Below are 15402 nucleotides of genomic sequence, written 5' to 3'. Positions count from 1 at the left end.
CTGCCTGCCGCGTGCTCCCCGGAGGGAGGACGGGGCCCCGCCAGCCTACGAAGGGCGGGGCGGGGTGCCGGGGACGGCGGCCGACCGGAGCGTCGTTCCCGCCCGGACGGGCTACGCGTCCGTTTCCGGGGTATCTGCCCGGCAGAGTCCGACGGGTGGAAGTGGAGGAGTGCATGGCGCAGGCGGTCCGCGAGATCATGACCAGCAACCCGGTCGCGGTGACGCCGGACACCCCGGTGTGCGAGGTCGCGGCCCGGATGCGGGACGAGGACATCGGCGCGGTGCTGGTCTGCGCCGGCCACCGGCTGCGCGGACTGGTCACCGACCGCGACCTGACGGTGCGCATCCTCGCCGACGGCGGTGACGTCACCGGGCGGACGGTCGCCGAGGCGTGCAGCAGTGAACTGGTCACCGTCGCCCCGGACGACGACGTGGAGCGGGCCGTGCGGCTGATGCGGGGCAAGGCGCTGCGCCGGCTGCCGGTCGTGGAGGACGGGAACGTGGTCGGGATCATCGCCCTGGGCGACGTCGCGATGGAGTACGACCCCGAGTCCACGCTGGGGGTCATCAGCGCCGCCGGCCCCACCCGGTGACCGGATCGCCGGTGCCGACGGCACGACGGGCCGCGCGGTGCCGTACGCGGCCGCACGGCCGGCGCCCGGGCGGACGACCTCCGGGCACGGCTCCCGCCGTACGCGGCGGCGATGGTGGCCGAGGGCGGTGCGGGGCGGGCGAGCGGACCGGCCGGGGGTGACGGGCCGGCCGGTCGGGCGGCTCACGCGCCGCCGGCGCGGTCGGCGCGCAGCGCCCTGTCCACCGAGCGGACCCGCCACTGCTCCACCGTGTCCTGCTGTCGCCGGGCCCGTTCCAGGAGGGTGTCGAGCCGGCCCGCGTCCAGACGCCGGTCGGTCTCGGCGAGCCGGCGCAGCGTGCGCCAGCCGGCCGCCTTGCCCTCCACCGCCAGCCGCAGCGCCTCCAGCTCCACGACCGGTGTCAGCGGCGACGGCCGCACCAGCCGGCCGTTGAGCTTCAGCCGTCCCGCCTTCTCGGCCACCCAGCCCGCGCAGACCTTGGCGCGGCGCACCGGCACGCCCAGGTCCCGCATGATGTCCAGCAGCGCCGCCCGGTCCTCGCGGACCTCCGCGGCGACCGGCCCGAGGGCCCTGCCCAGCGCGGACCCGTGAGCCGACCGCACGACGCGGCCGAACCGTTCGACGCCTCCGGTGGCGGCGCCCAGGTGGTCGTTGAGGTAGATGCCGAGCAGCCGCGTGTCGAGGCCGCCCGTGGTCCTGGCAGCGGCCGTACGGGACGGATTCATCGTGAGCCTCCTTCTGGGCTTGTGTGGCGCAGCGGGCGGGGGACGCCGAGCCGCACCCCGCGCACACCGTCGGAGAAGTGCGCGATCGGCTCGGAGCCGGACGGTGGCAGTCCCGCGGCGCGGGTGAGGGTCTCCTCGGCGCGTTCGAGGCGGGCCGTGCGCAGCGGCCAGGGCGCGTGCTCGACGGGTGTCTCCCGGAGTGCGCCGAACCGCCGGGTGTAGGCCCGCCACCGCGAGGTCAGCCATACGTCCCGGGGGGTCGGCCGGAGCGGCGCGCCCGGCCGGACGGCCAGGTCGTGGCGGGGTCCGCCGCCGTGCCGGATCCCGGTGCAGGTCAGGGTCTCCCCGTCGCGGGCCACCGTGAGGCGCCCGAGGTGGTACGGCACGCCCACCGCGCGGGCCGCCGGCATCACCGGGCAGGCCACCTCGACGGAGAGGAACCGGAGCCCGTCCCGGCCGTCCCGGTCACGGACGTAGGTCCGCAGGTTGGTCTCGGCGAAGGAGGGCAGGCCGAGCGGCGAACCCTGCGGGCGCACACCGGCCATGACGAACGCGGTGACGCCCACCCACGCCGCCCCGTCGAAGGTGTCCACCTCCAGTCCCCGCGGCAGCAGCCGCTGGACCTCGCCGGGGGAGTACGCCCGGTGCACGAAGGCCTGGGTCAGCCATCCGGCTCGCAGCACGGGGGCGCGCACACGCCGCTCCGGTCCGTAGGACACCACGCCCCCCGGTTTTCCCGCGGACGGTCCCCGAAACCGGGAGGGTGCGGCAGACAGGCGGGCTCAGCCGCCCCAGACGGACCAGGACGCGGTGCCGTGCGCGGACATCAGGACGGCGAGCACGACGAGGTCCGCGACGCCGAGGCCCAGCCCCAGGTACGCGCGGAACCGGCGCGGGGTGTCACGGCGCAGGGCGATGACGGCCAGCACGATGGCGACGGGGCCGAGGACGAGGTTGAGGACCAGCAGTCCGACGAGTCCCAGGACGAAGGAGGCCACGGCCATGCCTTCGGTGTCCCGGCGGCCGGTCCGGGGCGAGGGGGGTGCGGTCAGTCGCATCGTCACGCCCTTCCCGTCCGGTCGCGGCGGCGCCGCTCGCGTCCCGCGAAGACGACGAGCCAGAGGGCGATGAGCGCACCGGCCACCAGGGTGACGGGCCAGGGCAGGTACGCCGCCGACCCCACGACGATGCCCAGCAGGAGCAGGGCGGCGATCAGGAAGAACACGGCCACCTCCCCGGGCCGGTGCCGAGGGGCGCGCACTCCTGTCGGTGCACCGACTGCTGCGGTCGTTTCTTCAACGCGTTCATGACATCGCCGGTTACCCGCGAGTCGCCTCCTCACGCGGGGGCGGGCCGTATCGGCGCGTTCCCGACGGCGCGGCGGCGCGGACGTGGCCGGAAGGTGGCGCGGAGCGGGCGGCACGGGCCGTGTCCGCGCGGCCCGCTCCGCGCCACGGTGCCCTCCGGCGCCCGGCGGTGTCCGTGCCGGCCGCCGCTCAGGTGGCGCGGGTGCCGCCGCCTCGGCGGATCCGCCCCAGCAGGTCCCGGTGGTAGGCCGCGATCCGGCCGCCGGGCACCGGGGCCGGGCTGCCGGCCAGGGTGTACCAGGTGTCGCTGCCGTCCTGCTGCACGGCGACGCGCACGCTGTGGCCGTCGGAGCGGAGGATGGTCGCGACGGTGAGGTCGCCGGTGACGACGCCGACCTCGTCGGTCATCGCCCCGCCGGGGCCGGCCGTGACCCGGTCGACGTAACTGTTGACGGTGGGTGGGTTGTTCATGGGGCGCACGTTTCCATCAACCTGGCCGACGCGCCCCGCACCGCGCAGGTGCGACGCGTGCGTGTCCCCGTGTTGGGCGTGCGGCCGATGACCGGGCGGCCCCTCAGCCGAACAGCGGGAACCGGTCGGCCGTCGACCCCAGGGCGGCCCGTTCGGCGTCGGTGAGCGCGGTCCGCCCGGTGCCCACGCGGGCGTAGTGCGCGTCGCTCCACCCCGGCGGGGCGGGCCGGCCCAGCAGGCCGTCCAGGGTGGTGCGGACCGCCGCCAGTCCCTCGGCCGAGGGGCCCGGCGCGTGCGGGAGCCGGACGGTGAGGTCCAGATGGTGGACGGTCGCCTCCACCGCGAGGGTGGTCGTCAGGTCGCCGGCCGTCAGGACGTGCCCCTGCGTGGCCACCGGTGTCCCGGGCGGCGTGGTGGCCGCCGCGTGCGCGGCCGCCGCCAGCGTCTCCAGGTACAGGCCGCGCAGCTGGCCGAAGTCGAGGAACATGCTGCCGTTCACCCGTGCCCAGCGCCGGCCGTTCGCCGCCCCGGCCGTGTCCGGCCGCCAGTCCCGCCAGTAGGTGACCGCGTCCCGGTCGACGGGCCGGTCGACGGGCGTGTGCAGGGCCACCAACGCCCGCTGGGCGTCCTGGAGGCAGTGGAAGACGAGGTCGCGCACCGCCCAGCCGGTACAGCCGGTCGGCAGCCACGACTCCTCGTCGCCGAGGTCCGCGACCACCGCGGAGGCGGCTTCGTACGCCGCGCGCAGGAGGGACGCCGGGCCGGTGCCCGGTGGCCTGCTCATGCGGTCTCCCTCCGGTGCCGGTCAGTTGCGGGTCAGTCGCGCCGTGTCCCGGTACGGCACCCGGGCCAGCTCGTGGATCTCGCCGACCGTTCCCCACTCGTTGCCGCCCAGCCGGGACAGCGGCCGCAGCAGCCCGATGTCGGGATGGCCGTCCACCAGCGCGTCCTCGTCGACGGCGGCGTGCACGACCCGGCCGAACACGACCGTCGAACCGCCCAGCCGCAGCGTCGAGTGCAGCGTGCACTCCAGGGCGACGGGGGAGGCGGCGACGCGCGGGGGCCCCACCCGCAGGGAGGGCTCCCGCTCGATGCCCACCGCGTCGAACTCGCCGAGGTCGCGGGGGAAGTCGGTCGCCGTCGCGTTGATCTCGGCGAGGAGCGGTTCGGGCGCGAGGTTGACGACGAACTCGCCCGTCGCCTCCGCGTTGCGCAGCGAGTCCTTGCGGCCCACGGAGGTGAACTGGACGATGGGCGGATCGGTGCTGGCGACGGTGAAGAACGAGTGCGGGGCCAGGTTCGCCGTCGCGCCGTCCGGCGTGAGGGTGGAGACCCACGCGATCGGCCGGGGCACGACGACGGCCGTGAGCAGACGGTAGAAGGATCCGGGATCCATGGCATCCGGTGAGTAGTCGACACGCATGACAGCACGCTAAGCGGTCGCCCGCAGCGCCCGTCACCCCGGGGCCCGCCCGTCACCCCGGGGCCCGCCAGACCTCCGGACATGCGGCGGCCCCGGACCGGCGTACACCGGTCCGGGGCCGCTCGCCCGGGCGCCTCGCGGTGCCCGGGCCGGGAGGCGGTCAGGCCGCGAGGCGCCCGGCGAGCTGCTTGACCCGGGCGGCGGCGGCCTCCAGGGCCTGGTCGCGGGAGGCCTCGTACAGCGGGACCAGCTCGGCCATCGCCGGGTTCTTCGACGCCATGGTCAGCTCCGGCACGATGAACTCAAGGTCCAGGCCGAGGGCGTCGGCGAGGACGGCCTTGAGGTAGTTCTGCACGTACTCGTAGGGCTCGCGCGGGGTGCCCGGGGCGTAGGAGCCGCCCCGGCTGGCGACGACGGTCACCGGGGTGCCCTTGGCGGACGGGTCGGGGCCCCCCGTCCGGCCCATCAGCACGATGTTGTCCAGCCAGGCCTTCAAGGTCGAGGGAATCGTGTAGTTGTACATCGGGGCGCCGATCAGGATCGCGTCGGCCTGCTCCAGCTCCTCGATCAGCTTCAGGCGCTCGGCGAAGACGGCGGCCTGCTCGGGCGTGTGCGTGGCCGGGTCGGTGAAGCCCGCGAGGTGCGCCTCGGCGGTGATGTGCGGAACGGGCTGCGCGGCCAGGTCGTGGTAGACGACGGTGCCCTGCGGGTGCTCCTCCTCCCAGTGCTTGCGGAAGGCCTCCGTCACGGCGCGGGAGGCCGACGCCTGGGTCGGGAAGACGGACGAGTCGATGTGCAGCAGGGTGGCCATGGATGTCTCCAGAAAGGGCGAAGCGAGGCAAGGCGGGTCATGCGAACAGCCGAGCACATGACGCCGCGGCTGACGTTTCGTACTCGACTATTTCTAACACAGGGACTTACTTTTCCTCACCCCCCTACGGACAAGTAGTACGCTGAGGTCATGGCGGACGAGAACCACGACAGTGCGGCCTGCAAGCGGGTGGACGACGGCATCACCCGCGTCTTCCAGCTGCTCGGCAAGCGCTGGAGCGGCCCGATCGTGGCAGTTCTGGTGGAACAGCCCGCGTACTTCACCGACCTCCGGCGGGCCGTGCCGGGCATCAGCGAACGCATGCTGTCCGACCGGCTCGCCGAACTGGGCGCGGCCGGTCTGGTGCTGCGCGAGGTCGACGACGGCCCGCCGCTGCGCGTCTCCTACCGGCTGACCACGGCCGGCGCGGCCCTGGAGCCCGCGCTGCGCGAGCTGGCGGAGTGGGCCAAGGTCCACCTGCCGGAGGCGTCGGCGTGCCCGGAGACCAGCCTGGAGCCGCCGTCCCGGACCTGCGGCTAGCTGACTTTCCGGCCGACCCGACGGCTAGCTCTCCTTCCGGCCGAACGGCGCCGGATGTGGGCGGGGGCGGATCGGTCAGTCGACCGGCCAGGTGTGCACCGGCGCGTTCAGGTGCATGTAGTCGATGTACAGCTGCGCCATCCGCCGCAGCGCCTCGTGCCGGCCGGCGTGCGTGGCGGTGTCGAGGCGGTGGAACATCTCCTTCTGCCACACGGCCCCGTTCCGGGCCGTCACACAGCGCTGCTCGATGATCCCGAGGAGCGGCTCCCGCCACGCGTCGTCCATCCCGGAGTGCTCCAGCCCGCGGTGCGCGAGCGGCAGCAGGCGCCGCAGGACCAGTTCCGGCACCGGCACCTCGCCCATCCCGGGCCAGTACAGCAGCGCGTCGATGCCGTGCCGGGCGGCGGCGTGCAGGTTGTCCTCGGCCGCCGAGAAGGACATCCGCGACCACACCGGCCGGTCCTCCTCCACCAGGGCCCGGGTGAGCCCGTAGTAGAAGGCGCCGTTGGCGAGGGTGTCGGCGACGGTCGGCCCGGCCGGCAGCACACGGTTCTCCACCCGGATGTGCGGCACGCCGTGGGTGACGGCGTAGACCGGACGGTTCCAGCGGTAGATGGTGCCGTTGTGCAGCGTCAGCTCGCCCAGGTCGGGGATGTCACCGCCGTCGAGGGTCTCCGCCGGGTCCTGCTCGTCACAGAGCGGCAGGAGGGCCGGGAAGTAGCGCAGGTTCTCCTCGAACAGGTCGAAGACGCTGTTGATCCACCGCTCCCCGAACCAGACCCGCGGCCGCACCCCCTGCACCCTGATCTCCTCCGGCCGGGTGTCGGTGGCCTGCTCGAACAGCGGGACACGGGTCTCGTGCCACAGCTCCTTGCCGAACAGGAACGGTGAGTTCGCCGCGAGCGCGACCTGCACCCCGGCGATCGCCTGGGCGGCGTTCCAGTAGGGGGCGAACTCCTCCGGGGACACCTGGAGGTGGAACTGCGTGCTCGTGCAGGCGGCCTCCGGGGTGATGGTGTCCGCGTAGGTGCGCAGCCGGTCGACCCCGTCGATCTCGATGCGCAGATCCTCACCGCGGGCCGCGAAGACCTGGTCGTTGAGGAGCCGGTAGCGGGGGTTCTCCGACAGGGCGCCCTCGCCGATGTCCTCCTGGCGCAGGGTGGGCAGGATCCCCACCGTGATCAGGCGGGCGCCCACCGACCGGGCCCGCTCGTCCGCGTGGTTCAGCGCCGCCCTGATCTCCGACTCCCAGGCGTCGGGGCCGCCCGCCGTCAGCCGCCGGGGCGGGACGTTGATCTCCAGGTTGAACCGGCCCAGCTCGGTGGACCAGGCGGGGTCGGAGATCGCCTCCAGCACGTCGCTGTTGCGCATCGCCGGCTCGGCCTCGTCGTCCACCAGGTTCAGCTCGATCTCCAGGCCGACCTGCGGCCGCTCCGACTCGAACCGCGCCTCGCGGAGCATGAGTGCCAGCGCGTCCAGGCAGGCGTGCATCTTGATCCGGTACCGGCGGCGGTCCTCGCGGGTGAACACGAGCGCCGGGACGTCACGCCCCATCGACCCTCCAGGGTCCCCTCGACGGACACCTTTCCCCCCAGCGTCGCACCCCCGCGCGAGCCGCACCAAGCGGGCGGTCGCCCGGCCCCGTCGGCCCGCCGGAGCCCCGGGCCGGCGTCGGCGCGCGGTCCCGGCTCACCCGGCCGGCCCTCCCGGATGGCTCGCGCGCGCCCGGCGGCGGAAGGTCTGAACCAGACCGGTCCGCTCATCGGCCGACCGGTCCGGGGCGGGGAACGGTGCATCCATGCGCTCGGGCCGTTCCCCGCCGCGCCGGCCCGCCGCCTCCGGGCCCGCTACGCCTGTCCGCCCGCCGGCTCGCTTGCCGTGGGAAACCGATCGGTCTACCTTGATGGAAACCGATCGGTTTACTACTGGGAGATACACATGACCACGATCAAGGGTTCGGTCGCGCTCGTCACCGGCGGCAGCCGCGGGCTGGGCAAGGCGCTGGTGGAGGAGCTGTACGCGCGGGGCGCCACGAAGGTGTACGCCACGGCCCGTGACCCGCGCGGCGTCACCCACCCCGACGCGGTGCCCGTCGCCCTGGAGGTCACCGACCCCGGGTCCGTCCAGGCCGCCGCGGAACTCGCCCAGGACGTCACCGTCCTGGTAAACAACGCGGGCATCTCGCTCGGCGCGGCCTCCTTCCTCGACGCCCCGGTCGACGACGTACGGCGGGAGTTCGAGACCAACTTCTACGGCCCCCTCCTGGTCACCCGGGCCTTCGTGCCGGCCATCGAGCGCAACGGCGGCGGCCACCTGCTCAACATCCACTCCGTGCTGTCCTGGATCGGTCTCGCAGGCTCCTACAGCGCCACCAAGGCCGCGCTGTGGTCCCAGACCAACTCCCTGCGCCTGGAACTGGCTCCGCGGGGCATCGGCGTCACCGGACTGCACGTCGGCTACCTCGACACCGACATGACCGCGCACGTCGACGCGCCCAAGTCCGACCCCCGGAGTGTCGCCGCGCTGGCGCTGGACGGGGTCGAGTCCGGGGCGTACGAGGTCCTCGCGGACGACTTCAGCCGCCAGGTCAAGGCCGCGCTCTCCGGCGACCCGGCCGCGCTCTACCCGCAGCTGGCGCGGTAGACCCGCCCGCCGCGCCCCGGCACCGGCCCCGCCCGCACGGCTCCCACCGCGCCGCGTCCGGCCGCACGCCGTTCGATTCGGCCGGCGGCGCGGCCTGCACATCGACCGCGGCGGCGTGGAGTCGGCGACCGGGCCGAGCGGCTCGCCGACCGCGCCGCGCTGCCGGCCGCCCTCCGGGTGCTCGCGCGCCGGCATCCCCGGGACGGCCGCCGTCCCGGGGATGCCGGCCGACACGGTCAGGAGCACACCGCGCCGGGCGCCGCCCGTCTTCGCGCGGCACTCCGGCACCGGGCCCCCGACACCACGTCTGCCGCATCCGTCGCGTCAGCCGGGTCCGTCGCGCGTGTCGTGCCGGCACCCGCGGCCTCGGTCCGGCGGCCGGGGTTCGAGGGCCGGGGCGTTGTCAGTGGGCGCCTCTACGGTGTTGGGCAGTGAGGACCTGCGGGAACGGCCGCGGGTCCGGCCTGGGGGAGGGGTCTGCCATGTCCACGGCGTGCACGGTGTCGACGACGTACCTGGAGCTGTCGCAGGAGGGCGAAGGTGCCCACAAGTTCTACGAGGTGACCGTCGACGGCCTCGTGGTGACCGTGCGGTACGGGCGGATAGGCGCCGCCGGGCAGACGCAGACGACGACGTTCGCGACGGCGGAGAAGGCGCGGGCCGCCGCCGCGAGGAAGGTGGGGGAGAAGGTCCGCAAGGGATACGCCCCCGCCGTCCCCGGGCAGCGCGCCCCCCGTGCGGTGACCCGCCGTCAGGTCAGCTCCGCCCCGTCCACGGCGCGGGCGGTGGCACCCGTGCTGTGGCGCTTCCGCACCGGTTCCGCCGCGTTCGGCATCCATGTGGACGACGAGCGCTGCTGGGTGGGCAACCAGGCCGGGGACGTCTACACCCTGGACCACGAGGGCGCCGTCCAGGCCCGGTTCGGCCTGCCGGACGGCGTGAAGTGCCTGGTCGCCGACGACTTCTGGATCTACGCGGGCTGCGACGACGGCAAGGTGTACGACCTGTCCTCGAAACTGCCCTTCGCCGCCTACGACATCGCCGCCGACGTGGACATCTTCTGGCTGGACATCCACGAAGGCGTCCTGGACGTCTCGGACCGCGCGGGCCGGCTGACCGTCATCGACCACGAGGACGAACACCAGTGGTCCCGCCGCAGCCAGGGCGAGCACGCGTGGATGGTGCGGGCCGACGACCGGGCGGTCTACCACGGCCACCAGCGGGGCGTCACCGCCTACGCGCCCGACGGCGGCGGCGAACTGTGGCACACCCCCACCCGGGGCGGCGTGCTCTTCGGCTGGCAGGAGGAGCACGCCGTGTACGCGGGCACCGCGCACCGGGTGGTCCAGCGGCTGTGCAAGGAGAGCGGTGCCATAGAGGCGACGTACGCGTGCGACAGCAGCGTGTACTCGTGCGCCACCTCACCCGGCGGCCGGTTCGTCTTCGCCGGTGACGCGGCCTCGTCCGTGTACTGCTTCGACCAGGACGGCACGCGCCTGTGGAAGCTCGGCACGGGCGGCGGCTCGGCGCTGTCGATGCAGTACCACGACGAGCGCCTGTACCTGGTCACCACCGACGGGTCGCTGGTCTGCGTGGACGCGAGCGAGGACGCGGTGTCCGAGGCCCAGCGGGGCACGGTGCCGGTGGTGCGGGACGTCAAGCTCGCCGCCGCCCTGCCGACGTACGCGCCGGCCACGACGGTGACCGCGGTGGCCACGGTCGACCGGGCCCCCGCCGGAGCGGTGGTGGTCGAGTGCGTCCGGGAGGCCGGCCGGGTCCGGGTGCACGTGCTGTCCGACGGCTACGACACCTCCTGGAACGTCCAGTTCCCCCGGGCGATACGGGAACCCGGCGCGCGGTACGTCGTCGACGCCCTGCACCCCGCGGCGGGCGGCTTCTACCGGGTCCGGGGCGACATCCGGCGTCTGCTGTGACGGCCCGTCGGCCCGGGTGACGGCCCGCGGACGGCGGCGTACCGCCGTCCGGTCGGTGCCCTGCCCGTGCCCGTCCGGTCAGGAACGCGCGGCCGCCGCCCGTTCCAGGGTCTCCCGGGCGACGGGGAGCGCGGCGGCGCGGTCCGCGGGGACCAGGCCGATGCGGGTGCGACGGTCCAGGAGGTCGGCCTCGTCGAGGGCGCCCTCGTGCTCGACCGCCCAACGCAGCTCCGCCCGGGTCACGGGGTGGCCGGGCAGTACCGGCTCGGCCAGGGCGGGGTCCCGGACGCCGAGGGCGTGCACGGCCGGGGCTTCGGTGCCGTAGCGGCGGACGAGGTGCGGGGGCGCGCCGAGGGCGCGCAGCCGGCCGGGGGCGGCGGCGCCGACCAGCGGCAGCGCGGCGGTGGGGGAGGGGCCGGCGCGCAGCCCGCGCGTCCCGGCGGCGGCGTCCACCGCGTCCTGTGCCATCCGCCGGTAGGTGGTGAGCTTGCCGCCGACCACCGTGGTGACACCGTCGGGCGAGGTGAGCACCGCGTGCCGGCGCGAGACGTCGGAGGTGCGGGCCGGCGCGCCGTCCCGGTCGTCGGTCCCGGAGGTGTCCAGCAGCGGGCGCAGTCCGGCGAACGCGCCGACGACGTCGTCCCGGGCCACCGGGGTGTCCAGGACGGAGCCGAGCACGTCGAGGAGGAAGCCGATGTCGGTCTCGGGGACCTCCGGCACGTCCGGGACACCGCCCTCGACCGGTTCGTCGGTGAGGCCGACGTAGACCCGGCCGTCCCCCTGGGGCAGGACCAGCACGAAGCGGTTGGTCTCCCCGGGGATCGGGACGTGCAGCCCGGCCGGCAGGGCCCCGAGCCGCTCCGAGCGCAGGACCAGGTGGGTGCCGCGCGACGGCCGGACGCGGATGCCGTCGGCGAGGGTGTCCGCCCACACCCCGGTGGCGTTGATCACGGTGCGGGCCCTGATCTCGCCCTCCTCGCCGGTGCGTTCGTCCCGGACGCGGGCGCCCGTCCCGGTCAGCTCCAGCGCCCGCACCCGGGTCAGCACCCGGGCGCCGTGCGCGGCGGCGGTACGGGCCAGGGCGGTCACCAGGCGGGCGTCGTCGGTCACCCGGCCGTCCCAGGAGAGCAGGCCTCCGCGCAGCCCGGCCGCGCGGACGGAGGGCGCCAGGTGCCGGGCCTCGGTCGCCGACAGCCGCCGGGGTGCCGGCAGCACCTGCCGCGGGGTCCGGGCGGTCAGCCGCAGCACGTCCCCGGCCCGGAACCCGGCCCACGCCAGCCCGGCCTGCGCCCGGGACACCAGCGGGGTGAGCGGCAGCACGAACGGCTGGGCGGCCACCAGGTGCGGGGCGGTACGGGTCATCAGGACGCCGCGTTCGACCGCGCTCTCGTGCGCGACGTCGAACTGGGCGGAGGCCAGATAGCGCAGCCCGCCGTGGATGAGCTTGGAACTCCAGCGGGAGGTGCCGAAGGCCAGGTCGTGGGCGTCCACCGCGACGACGTCCAGTCCGCGGGCCGCCGCGTCCAGGGCGGCACCGGCCCCCGTGGCGCCGAGCCCGACGACCAGGACGTCCACCGTCCGGCCGTCCGCGGCCTCGGCCAGTTCCCGCTCGCGCCGGTGTGCGTTCAGGGACGAGCCGGGCGCGGCCTCGGTGTGGCTCATGGCGTCAGGGTCCTCTCCAGGAGGGCGCGCAGCTCGCCGAGGAAGGCGCCGGAGTCCAGCTCCGGGTCGTCCTCGTCGGTCATCGTGCGCAGGGACAGGGCGAAGGACTGGACGGTGAGCAGCAGCGCGCGGGCCTGCCGTTCGGTGTGGCCGGGCCGGACGGACCCGTCCGCGTGGCCCTCCCGCAGGGCGTCGGCCAGCAGTCCGAGCAGGGCCTCCTGGCTGGCGCCGCGCCGGTCGAGCACGTAGGGGAGCAGCAGTTCGGGGTCGACGTCGACGATCTTCCGGAACAGGGGGTGGGCCCGGAACGCCTCGACCCCCGTCACCAGTCCCTCCACGATCCGGGCGCGAGTGGTGGTGCCGGCGGAGGGCTCCGGCATCGCCCGGCCGGCCACGTCGATCCACTCGCGGGTCATCAGGTCGCCCACCAGGGTCCGCAGGTCGGGCCAGCGTCGGTAGAGGGTCATCCGGGAGACACCGGCGCGGCGGGCGACGTCGGCGAGGGTGGTGCGCCGTACCCCGACGGCCAGCACGCAGTCGCGCACCGCGTCGAGGACGTGATCGCCGTCCGAACCGTTGTGACGAATAGGCGTCATGTGTCACAGTGTAACGCCCCGGGGGCCGGACGGAAGCGGTTCGCGCCCCGGGACGGCGGCCGAGCCGCGCGAACCGAGCACACGACCTGTGAGGACGACCGTTCGATGGACATGCTGTGGAACGGCTGGGGCGACCCGGCCAAGGCGGCACCGCTGCCCGAGACGGTGACCGGGCTGCTGCGCGACCTGCTCGGCGTCACACCCCGCACCACATCCGTGGCCGCCCTCGCGGACCTCCGCCCGCCCGCCCCCACGGCCTCCCCCGACGCGCTGCGCGCGCTCGCCCGTGCCGTCGGCGGTGAGGAGCACGTCCGCACCGACGCGGAGAGCCGCGTCCGCCACACCCGCGGCAAGTCCACCCCCGACCTGCTGCGCGTCCGCGCCGGCGACGTCGAGGACATCCCGCAGGCCGTCGTCCTGCCGGGCGGCCACGACGAGGTCCTCGCGGTGCTGCGCGCCTGCGCCGCGCACGGCCTGGCCGTCGTCCCCTTCGGCGGCGGCACCTCGGTCGTCGGCGGACTCGCCCCCCAGCGCAGCGCGTTCGTCTCCCTGGACCTGCGCCGCATGAACCGCCTGCTCGACCTGGACCCCGTCTCGCGCACCGCCGTGCTCCAGCCCGGTCTGCGCGGCCCGGAGGCCGAGGCGCTGCTCGCCGGACACGGCTTCACCCTCGGTCACTTCCCGCAGTCCTTCGAATGGGCCAGCGTCGGCGGATTCGCCGCCGCCCGCTCCAGCGGCCAGGCCTCCGCCGGCTACGGCCGCTTCGACGAGATGGTCCTCGGCCTGACGCTGGCCACCCCGGAGGGCACCGTGGAGACCGGTCGCGCCCCCCGGTCCGCCGCCGGACCCGACCTGCGCCAGCTGATCCTCGGCTCGGAGGGCGCCTTCGGCGTCATCACCTCCGTCGTCGTACGGATCCGCCCGGTGCCGCGCAGCCGGGTGTACGAGGGCTGGCGGTTCGGCTCGTTCGAGCAGGGCACCACGGCGCTGCGCCGCCTCGCCCAGGACGGGCCCCGCCCGACCGTGCTGCGCCTGTCCGACGAGACCGAGACCCTCGTCGGCCTCGCCCAGCCCGACGCGATCGGCGCCGGTCCGGACGCGGGCGGCGCCGGCTGCCTCGCGATCACCGGGTACGAGGGGACGGCAGAGGACACCGCGTGGCGCCGGGAGCGGGCGGCGGCCGTCCTGGCGGACTGCGGCGGCACCCCCGCCGGCACCGCGCCCGGCGAACGCTGGGCGCACGGCCGCTACTCCGCGCCCTACCTGCGCGACGCCCTGCTCGACGCCGGCGCCTTCGCCGAGACGCTGGAGACCGCGGCGTTCTGGTCCCGGATCCCCGACCTGTACACGGCCGTCCGCACCGCCCTCACCGACACCCTCACCCGGGCGGGCACCCCGCCCCTGGTGATGTGCCACATCTCCCACGTCTACGAGAACGGCGCCTCGCTGTACTTCACCGTCGTCAGCGCCCAGGGCGAGGACCCGGTGGCGCACTGGACGCCGGCCAAGCACGCCGCGAACGAGGCCGTCCTGGCCGCCGGTGGCACCATCTCCCACCACCACGGGGTCGGCACCGACCACCGCGACTGGTACGTCCGCGAGGCCGGCGCGCTCGGTGTCTCGGCCCTGCGTGCCGTGAAACACCGCCTGGACCCCGACGGGCTCCTCAACCCGGGCGTCCTGCTGCCCACCGACTGACCCCACCGACCGAACCCATCGACCGACCGCACCGACCGACCCCACCGCTCCGACCGCCTGCCGCGAAAGGCATACCGATGCGACAGTTCACCGCCGTCGTCAACCCCACCGCGGGCGGCTCCACCGGGGCGGCGACCCTGCTCCGGCTGGCCCGGCTGCTGCGTGAGGCCGGCGCCGGGCTGGACACCGAGTACAGCCACAGCCTGGCCCACGCCCGGGACATCGCCCGTACCGCCGGGGAGCGGGGTCGCGTCGTCCTCGCCGTCGGCGGCGACGGCATCGCCGGCGGCATCGGCGGCGCGCTCAGCGGCACCGGCACCGTCCTGGGGCTGGTCCCCGCCGGCCGCGGCAACGACTTCGCCCGCGCGCTGGGCCTGCCCACGGACCCGGCCGCGCTCGCTGGCGTCCTGCTGCACGCCGAGCCCCGGGCCGTCGACACCATCGAGGTGGAGTCGGCCGTCCACCCGCGCACCGTCGTCCTGGGCAGCGTGTACGCCGGGGTCGACGCGCAGGCCAACCGGCACGCGAACGAAGCCCGGCTGCTGCGCGGCGCCGCCTCGTACTACGCCGGGGGCCTGCGTGCCGTCACCACCTGGCGGCCGGCCGCATTCCGCGTCACGGTCGACGGCACCGAGCACGACCACCGCGGCTACACCGTCGTCGCCGCCAACTCCCCCTACTACGGTTCGGGCCGCCTCATCGCGCCGGAGGCACGGGTGGACGACGGGCTGCTCGACATCGTCATGATCCGCGACGCGCCCCGCCGGCTGTTCTTCACCCTGATGAACGAACTCAGGACGGGCGCGCACGTGAACCGCCCCGAGGTGCGCGTCCTGCGCGGCCGGGAACTGCGCATCGAGGCCGACCGGCCCGTCCCCTGCGGTGCCGACGGCGAGGTGGAGGCCACCCTCCCGGTGACGCTGCGGGTACGCCCCGCGGACCTGCGGATGCTGTACTGACCGCACGCGCACGGATCGAGCCGCCGACCCGGTGCGGCGC

The 15402-nt window shown here is 75.1% G+C and carries 17 protein-coding genes; 6 read left to right on the top strand and 11 right to left on the bottom strand.

The genetic code is table 11. The features are described from left to right. Positions 1-173 precede the first annotated feature (173 nt). Entirely contained in the window at positions 174-593 is a 420-nt protein-coding gene (locus ACIQVT_RS03205) for a CBS domain-containing protein (protein WP_403746628.1), read from the top strand. 182 nt (positions 594-775) lie between these two features. Here ACIQVT_RS03205 and ACIQVT_RS03200 read toward each other — a convergent pair whose 3' ends face one another. From ACIQVT_RS03200 to ACIQVT_RS03165, 8 genes are all read right to left on the bottom strand, one after another. Next, the gene (locus ACIQVT_RS03200) at positions 776-1318 is read right to left on the bottom strand and encodes a hypothetical protein (protein WP_403746625.1); all 543 of its coding nucleotides are present in this window, start codon (positions 1316-1318) and stop codon (positions 776-778) included. Beyond that, on the bottom strand, positions 1315-2013 hold the full coding sequence (locus ACIQVT_RS03195) for a YqjF family protein (protein WP_403746619.1): 699 nt from the start codon (positions 2011-2013) through the stop codon (positions 1315-1317). The genes ACIQVT_RS03200 and ACIQVT_RS03195 overlap by 4 nt, the downstream gene beginning before the upstream one ends. 87 nt (positions 2014-2100) lie before the next feature. Then, positions 2101-2376: a DUF4190 domain-containing protein gene (locus ACIQVT_RS03190; RefSeq protein WP_403746616.1), complete on the bottom strand. Its 276-nt coding sequence runs from the start codon at positions 2374-2376 to the stop codon at positions 2101-2103. 2 nt (positions 2377-2378) lie between these two features. After that, positions 2379-2543, bottom strand: coding sequence for a hypothetical protein (locus ACIQVT_RS03185; protein WP_403746613.1), 165 nt, complete (start codon positions 2541-2543; stop codon positions 2379-2381). Positions 2544-2814: 271 nt separating this feature from the next. After that, entirely contained in the window at positions 2815-3096 is a 282-nt protein-coding gene (locus ACIQVT_RS03180; protein WP_403746610.1) for a hypothetical protein, read from the bottom strand. Between the two features lie 103 nt (positions 3097-3199). Further along, positions 3200-3880 carry a maleylpyruvate isomerase N-terminal domain-containing protein gene (locus tag ACIQVT_RS03175; protein WP_403746608.1) on the bottom strand — a complete coding sequence of 227 codons (681 nt, stop codon included), beginning with the start codon at positions 3878-3880 and terminating at the stop codon, positions 3200-3202. Between the two features lie 21 nt (positions 3881-3901). Next, positions 3902-4519: a flavin reductase family protein gene (locus ACIQVT_RS03170; protein WP_403746605.1), complete on the bottom strand. Its 618-nt coding sequence runs from the start codon at positions 4517-4519 to the stop codon at positions 3902-3904. Positions 4520-4679: 160 nt separating this feature from the next. Next, positions 4680-5330: an FMN-dependent NADH-azoreductase gene (locus tag ACIQVT_RS03165; RefSeq protein WP_403746602.1), complete on the bottom strand. Its 651-nt coding sequence runs from the start codon at positions 5328-5330 to the stop codon at positions 4680-4682. Positions 5331-5480: 150 nt separating this feature from the next. Here ACIQVT_RS03165 and ACIQVT_RS03160 point away from each other — a divergent pair, with 150 nt between their 5' ends. After that, positions 5481-5870 carry a winged helix-turn-helix transcriptional regulator gene (locus ACIQVT_RS03160; protein ID WP_403746599.1) on the top strand — a complete coding sequence of 130 codons (390 nt, stop codon included), beginning with the start codon at positions 5481-5483 and terminating at the stop codon, positions 5868-5870. A gap of 75 nt (positions 5871-5945) precedes the next feature. Here ACIQVT_RS03160 and ACIQVT_RS03155 read toward each other — a convergent pair whose 3' ends face one another. Then, positions 5946-7424, bottom strand: a complete 1479-nt coding sequence (locus ACIQVT_RS03155; protein ID WP_403746594.1) for a glutamate-cysteine ligase family protein — start codon at positions 7422-7424, stop codon at positions 5946-5948. Between the two features lie 384 nt (positions 7425-7808). Between ACIQVT_RS03155 and ACIQVT_RS03150 the strand changes: the two genes are divergently transcribed. Next, entirely contained in the window at positions 7809-8513 is a 705-nt protein-coding gene (locus ACIQVT_RS03150) for an SDR family oxidoreductase (RefSeq protein ID WP_403746591.1), read from the top strand. A 482-nt stretch (positions 8514-8995) separates the two neighbouring features. Continuing rightward, entirely contained in the window at positions 8996-10447 is a 1452-nt protein-coding gene (locus ACIQVT_RS03145; RefSeq protein WP_403746588.1) for a WGR domain-containing protein, read from the top strand. Between the two features lie 78 nt (positions 10448-10525). Here the strand turns inward: ACIQVT_RS03145 and ACIQVT_RS03140 are convergent, their stop codons facing one another. Both ACIQVT_RS03140 and ACIQVT_RS03135 read right to left on the bottom strand, forming a co-directional pair. Next, entirely contained in the window at positions 10526-12109 is a 1584-nt protein-coding gene (locus ACIQVT_RS03140; RefSeq protein ID WP_403746584.1) for a glycerol-3-phosphate dehydrogenase/oxidase, read from the bottom strand. Beyond that, on the bottom strand, positions 12106-12705 hold the full coding sequence (locus ACIQVT_RS03135) for a TetR/AcrR family transcriptional regulator (RefSeq protein WP_403746581.1): 600 nt from the start codon (positions 12703-12705) through the stop codon (positions 12106-12108). Before ACIQVT_RS03135 ends, ACIQVT_RS03140 begins: the two co-directional genes overlap by 4 nt. 105 nt (positions 12706-12810) lie before the next feature. Between ACIQVT_RS03135 and ACIQVT_RS03130 the strand changes: the two genes are divergently transcribed. Together ACIQVT_RS03130 and ACIQVT_RS03125 are read left to right on the top strand one after the other, a co-directional pair. Then, entirely contained in the window at positions 12811-14403 is a 1593-nt protein-coding gene (locus tag ACIQVT_RS03130; RefSeq protein WP_403746579.1) for an FAD-binding oxidoreductase, read from the top strand. A gap of 77 nt (positions 14404-14480) precedes the next feature. Then, positions 14481-15362 carry a YegS/Rv2252/BmrU family lipid kinase gene (locus ACIQVT_RS03125; RefSeq protein ID WP_403746577.1) on the top strand — a complete coding sequence of 294 codons (882 nt, stop codon included), beginning with the start codon at positions 14481-14483 and terminating at the stop codon, positions 15360-15362. The last annotated feature ends 40 nt before the right edge of the window (positions 15363-15402 follow it).

Origin of the sequence: Streptomyces sp. NPDC100445 (genome assembly GCF_044759735.1) — a bacterium.
Lineage (GTDB): Bacteria > Actinomycetota > Actinomycetes > Streptomycetales > Streptomycetaceae > Streptomyces.
Note: the sequence above shows the minus strand (reverse complement) of the source record. Positions and strands in the feature narration are given on the sequence as shown.

What these genes read in the sequence shown, in the direction of transcription:
- ACIQVT_RS03205 (WP_403746628.1), top strand. Translation starts at nt 174, where the DNA reads ATGGCGCAGGCGGTCCGCGAGATCATGACCAGCAACCCGGTCGCGGTG.
- ACIQVT_RS03200 (WP_403746625.1), bottom strand. Translation starts at nt 1,318, where the DNA reads ATGAATCCGTCCCGTACGGCCGCTGCCAGGACCACGGGCGGCCTCGAC.
- ACIQVT_RS03190 (WP_403746616.1), bottom strand. Translation starts at nt 2,376, where the DNA reads ATGCGACTGACCGCACCCCCCTCGCCCCGGACCGGCCGCCGGGACACC.
- ACIQVT_RS03180 (WP_403746610.1), bottom strand. Translation starts at nt 3,096, where the DNA reads ATGAACAACCCACCCACCGTCAACAGTTACGTCGACCGGGTCACGGCC.
- ACIQVT_RS03175 (WP_403746608.1), bottom strand. Translation starts at nt 3,880, where the DNA reads ATGAGCAGGCCACCGGGCACCGGCCCGGCGTCCCTCCTGCGCGCGGCG.
- ACIQVT_RS03170 (WP_403746605.1), bottom strand. Translation starts at nt 4,519, where the DNA reads ATGCGTGTCGACTACTCACCGGATGCCATGGATCCCGGATCCTTCTAC.
- ACIQVT_RS03165 (WP_403746602.1), bottom strand. Translation starts at nt 5,330, where the DNA reads ATGGCCACCCTGCTGCACATCGACTCGTCCGTCTTCCCGACCCAGGCG.
- ACIQVT_RS03160 (WP_403746599.1), top strand. Translation starts at nt 5,481, where the DNA reads ATGGCGGACGAGAACCACGACAGTGCGGCCTGCAAGCGGGTGGACGAC.
- ACIQVT_RS03155 (WP_403746594.1), bottom strand. Translation starts at nt 7,424, where the DNA reads ATGGGGCGTGACGTCCCGGCGCTCGTGTTCACCCGCGAGGACCGCCGC.
- ACIQVT_RS03150 (WP_403746591.1), top strand. Translation starts at nt 7,809, where the DNA reads ATGACCACGATCAAGGGTTCGGTCGCGCTCGTCACCGGCGGCAGCCGC.
- ACIQVT_RS03145 (WP_403746588.1), top strand. Translation starts at nt 8,996, where the DNA reads ATGTCCACGGCGTGCACGGTGTCGACGACGTACCTGGAGCTGTCGCAG.
- ACIQVT_RS03140 (WP_403746584.1), bottom strand. Translation starts at nt 12,109, where the DNA reads ATGAGCCACACCGAGGCCGCGCCCGGCTCGTCCCTGAACGCACACCGG.
- ACIQVT_RS03135 (WP_403746581.1), bottom strand. Translation starts at nt 12,705, where the DNA reads ATGACGCCTATTCGTCACAACGGTTCGGACGGCGATCACGTCCTCGAC.
- ACIQVT_RS03130 (WP_403746579.1), top strand. Translation starts at nt 12,811, where the DNA reads ATGGACATGCTGTGGAACGGCTGGGGCGACCCGGCCAAGGCGGCACCG.
- ACIQVT_RS03125 (WP_403746577.1), top strand. Translation starts at nt 14,481, where the DNA reads ATGCGACAGTTCACCGCCGTCGTCAACCCCACCGCGGGCGGCTCCACC.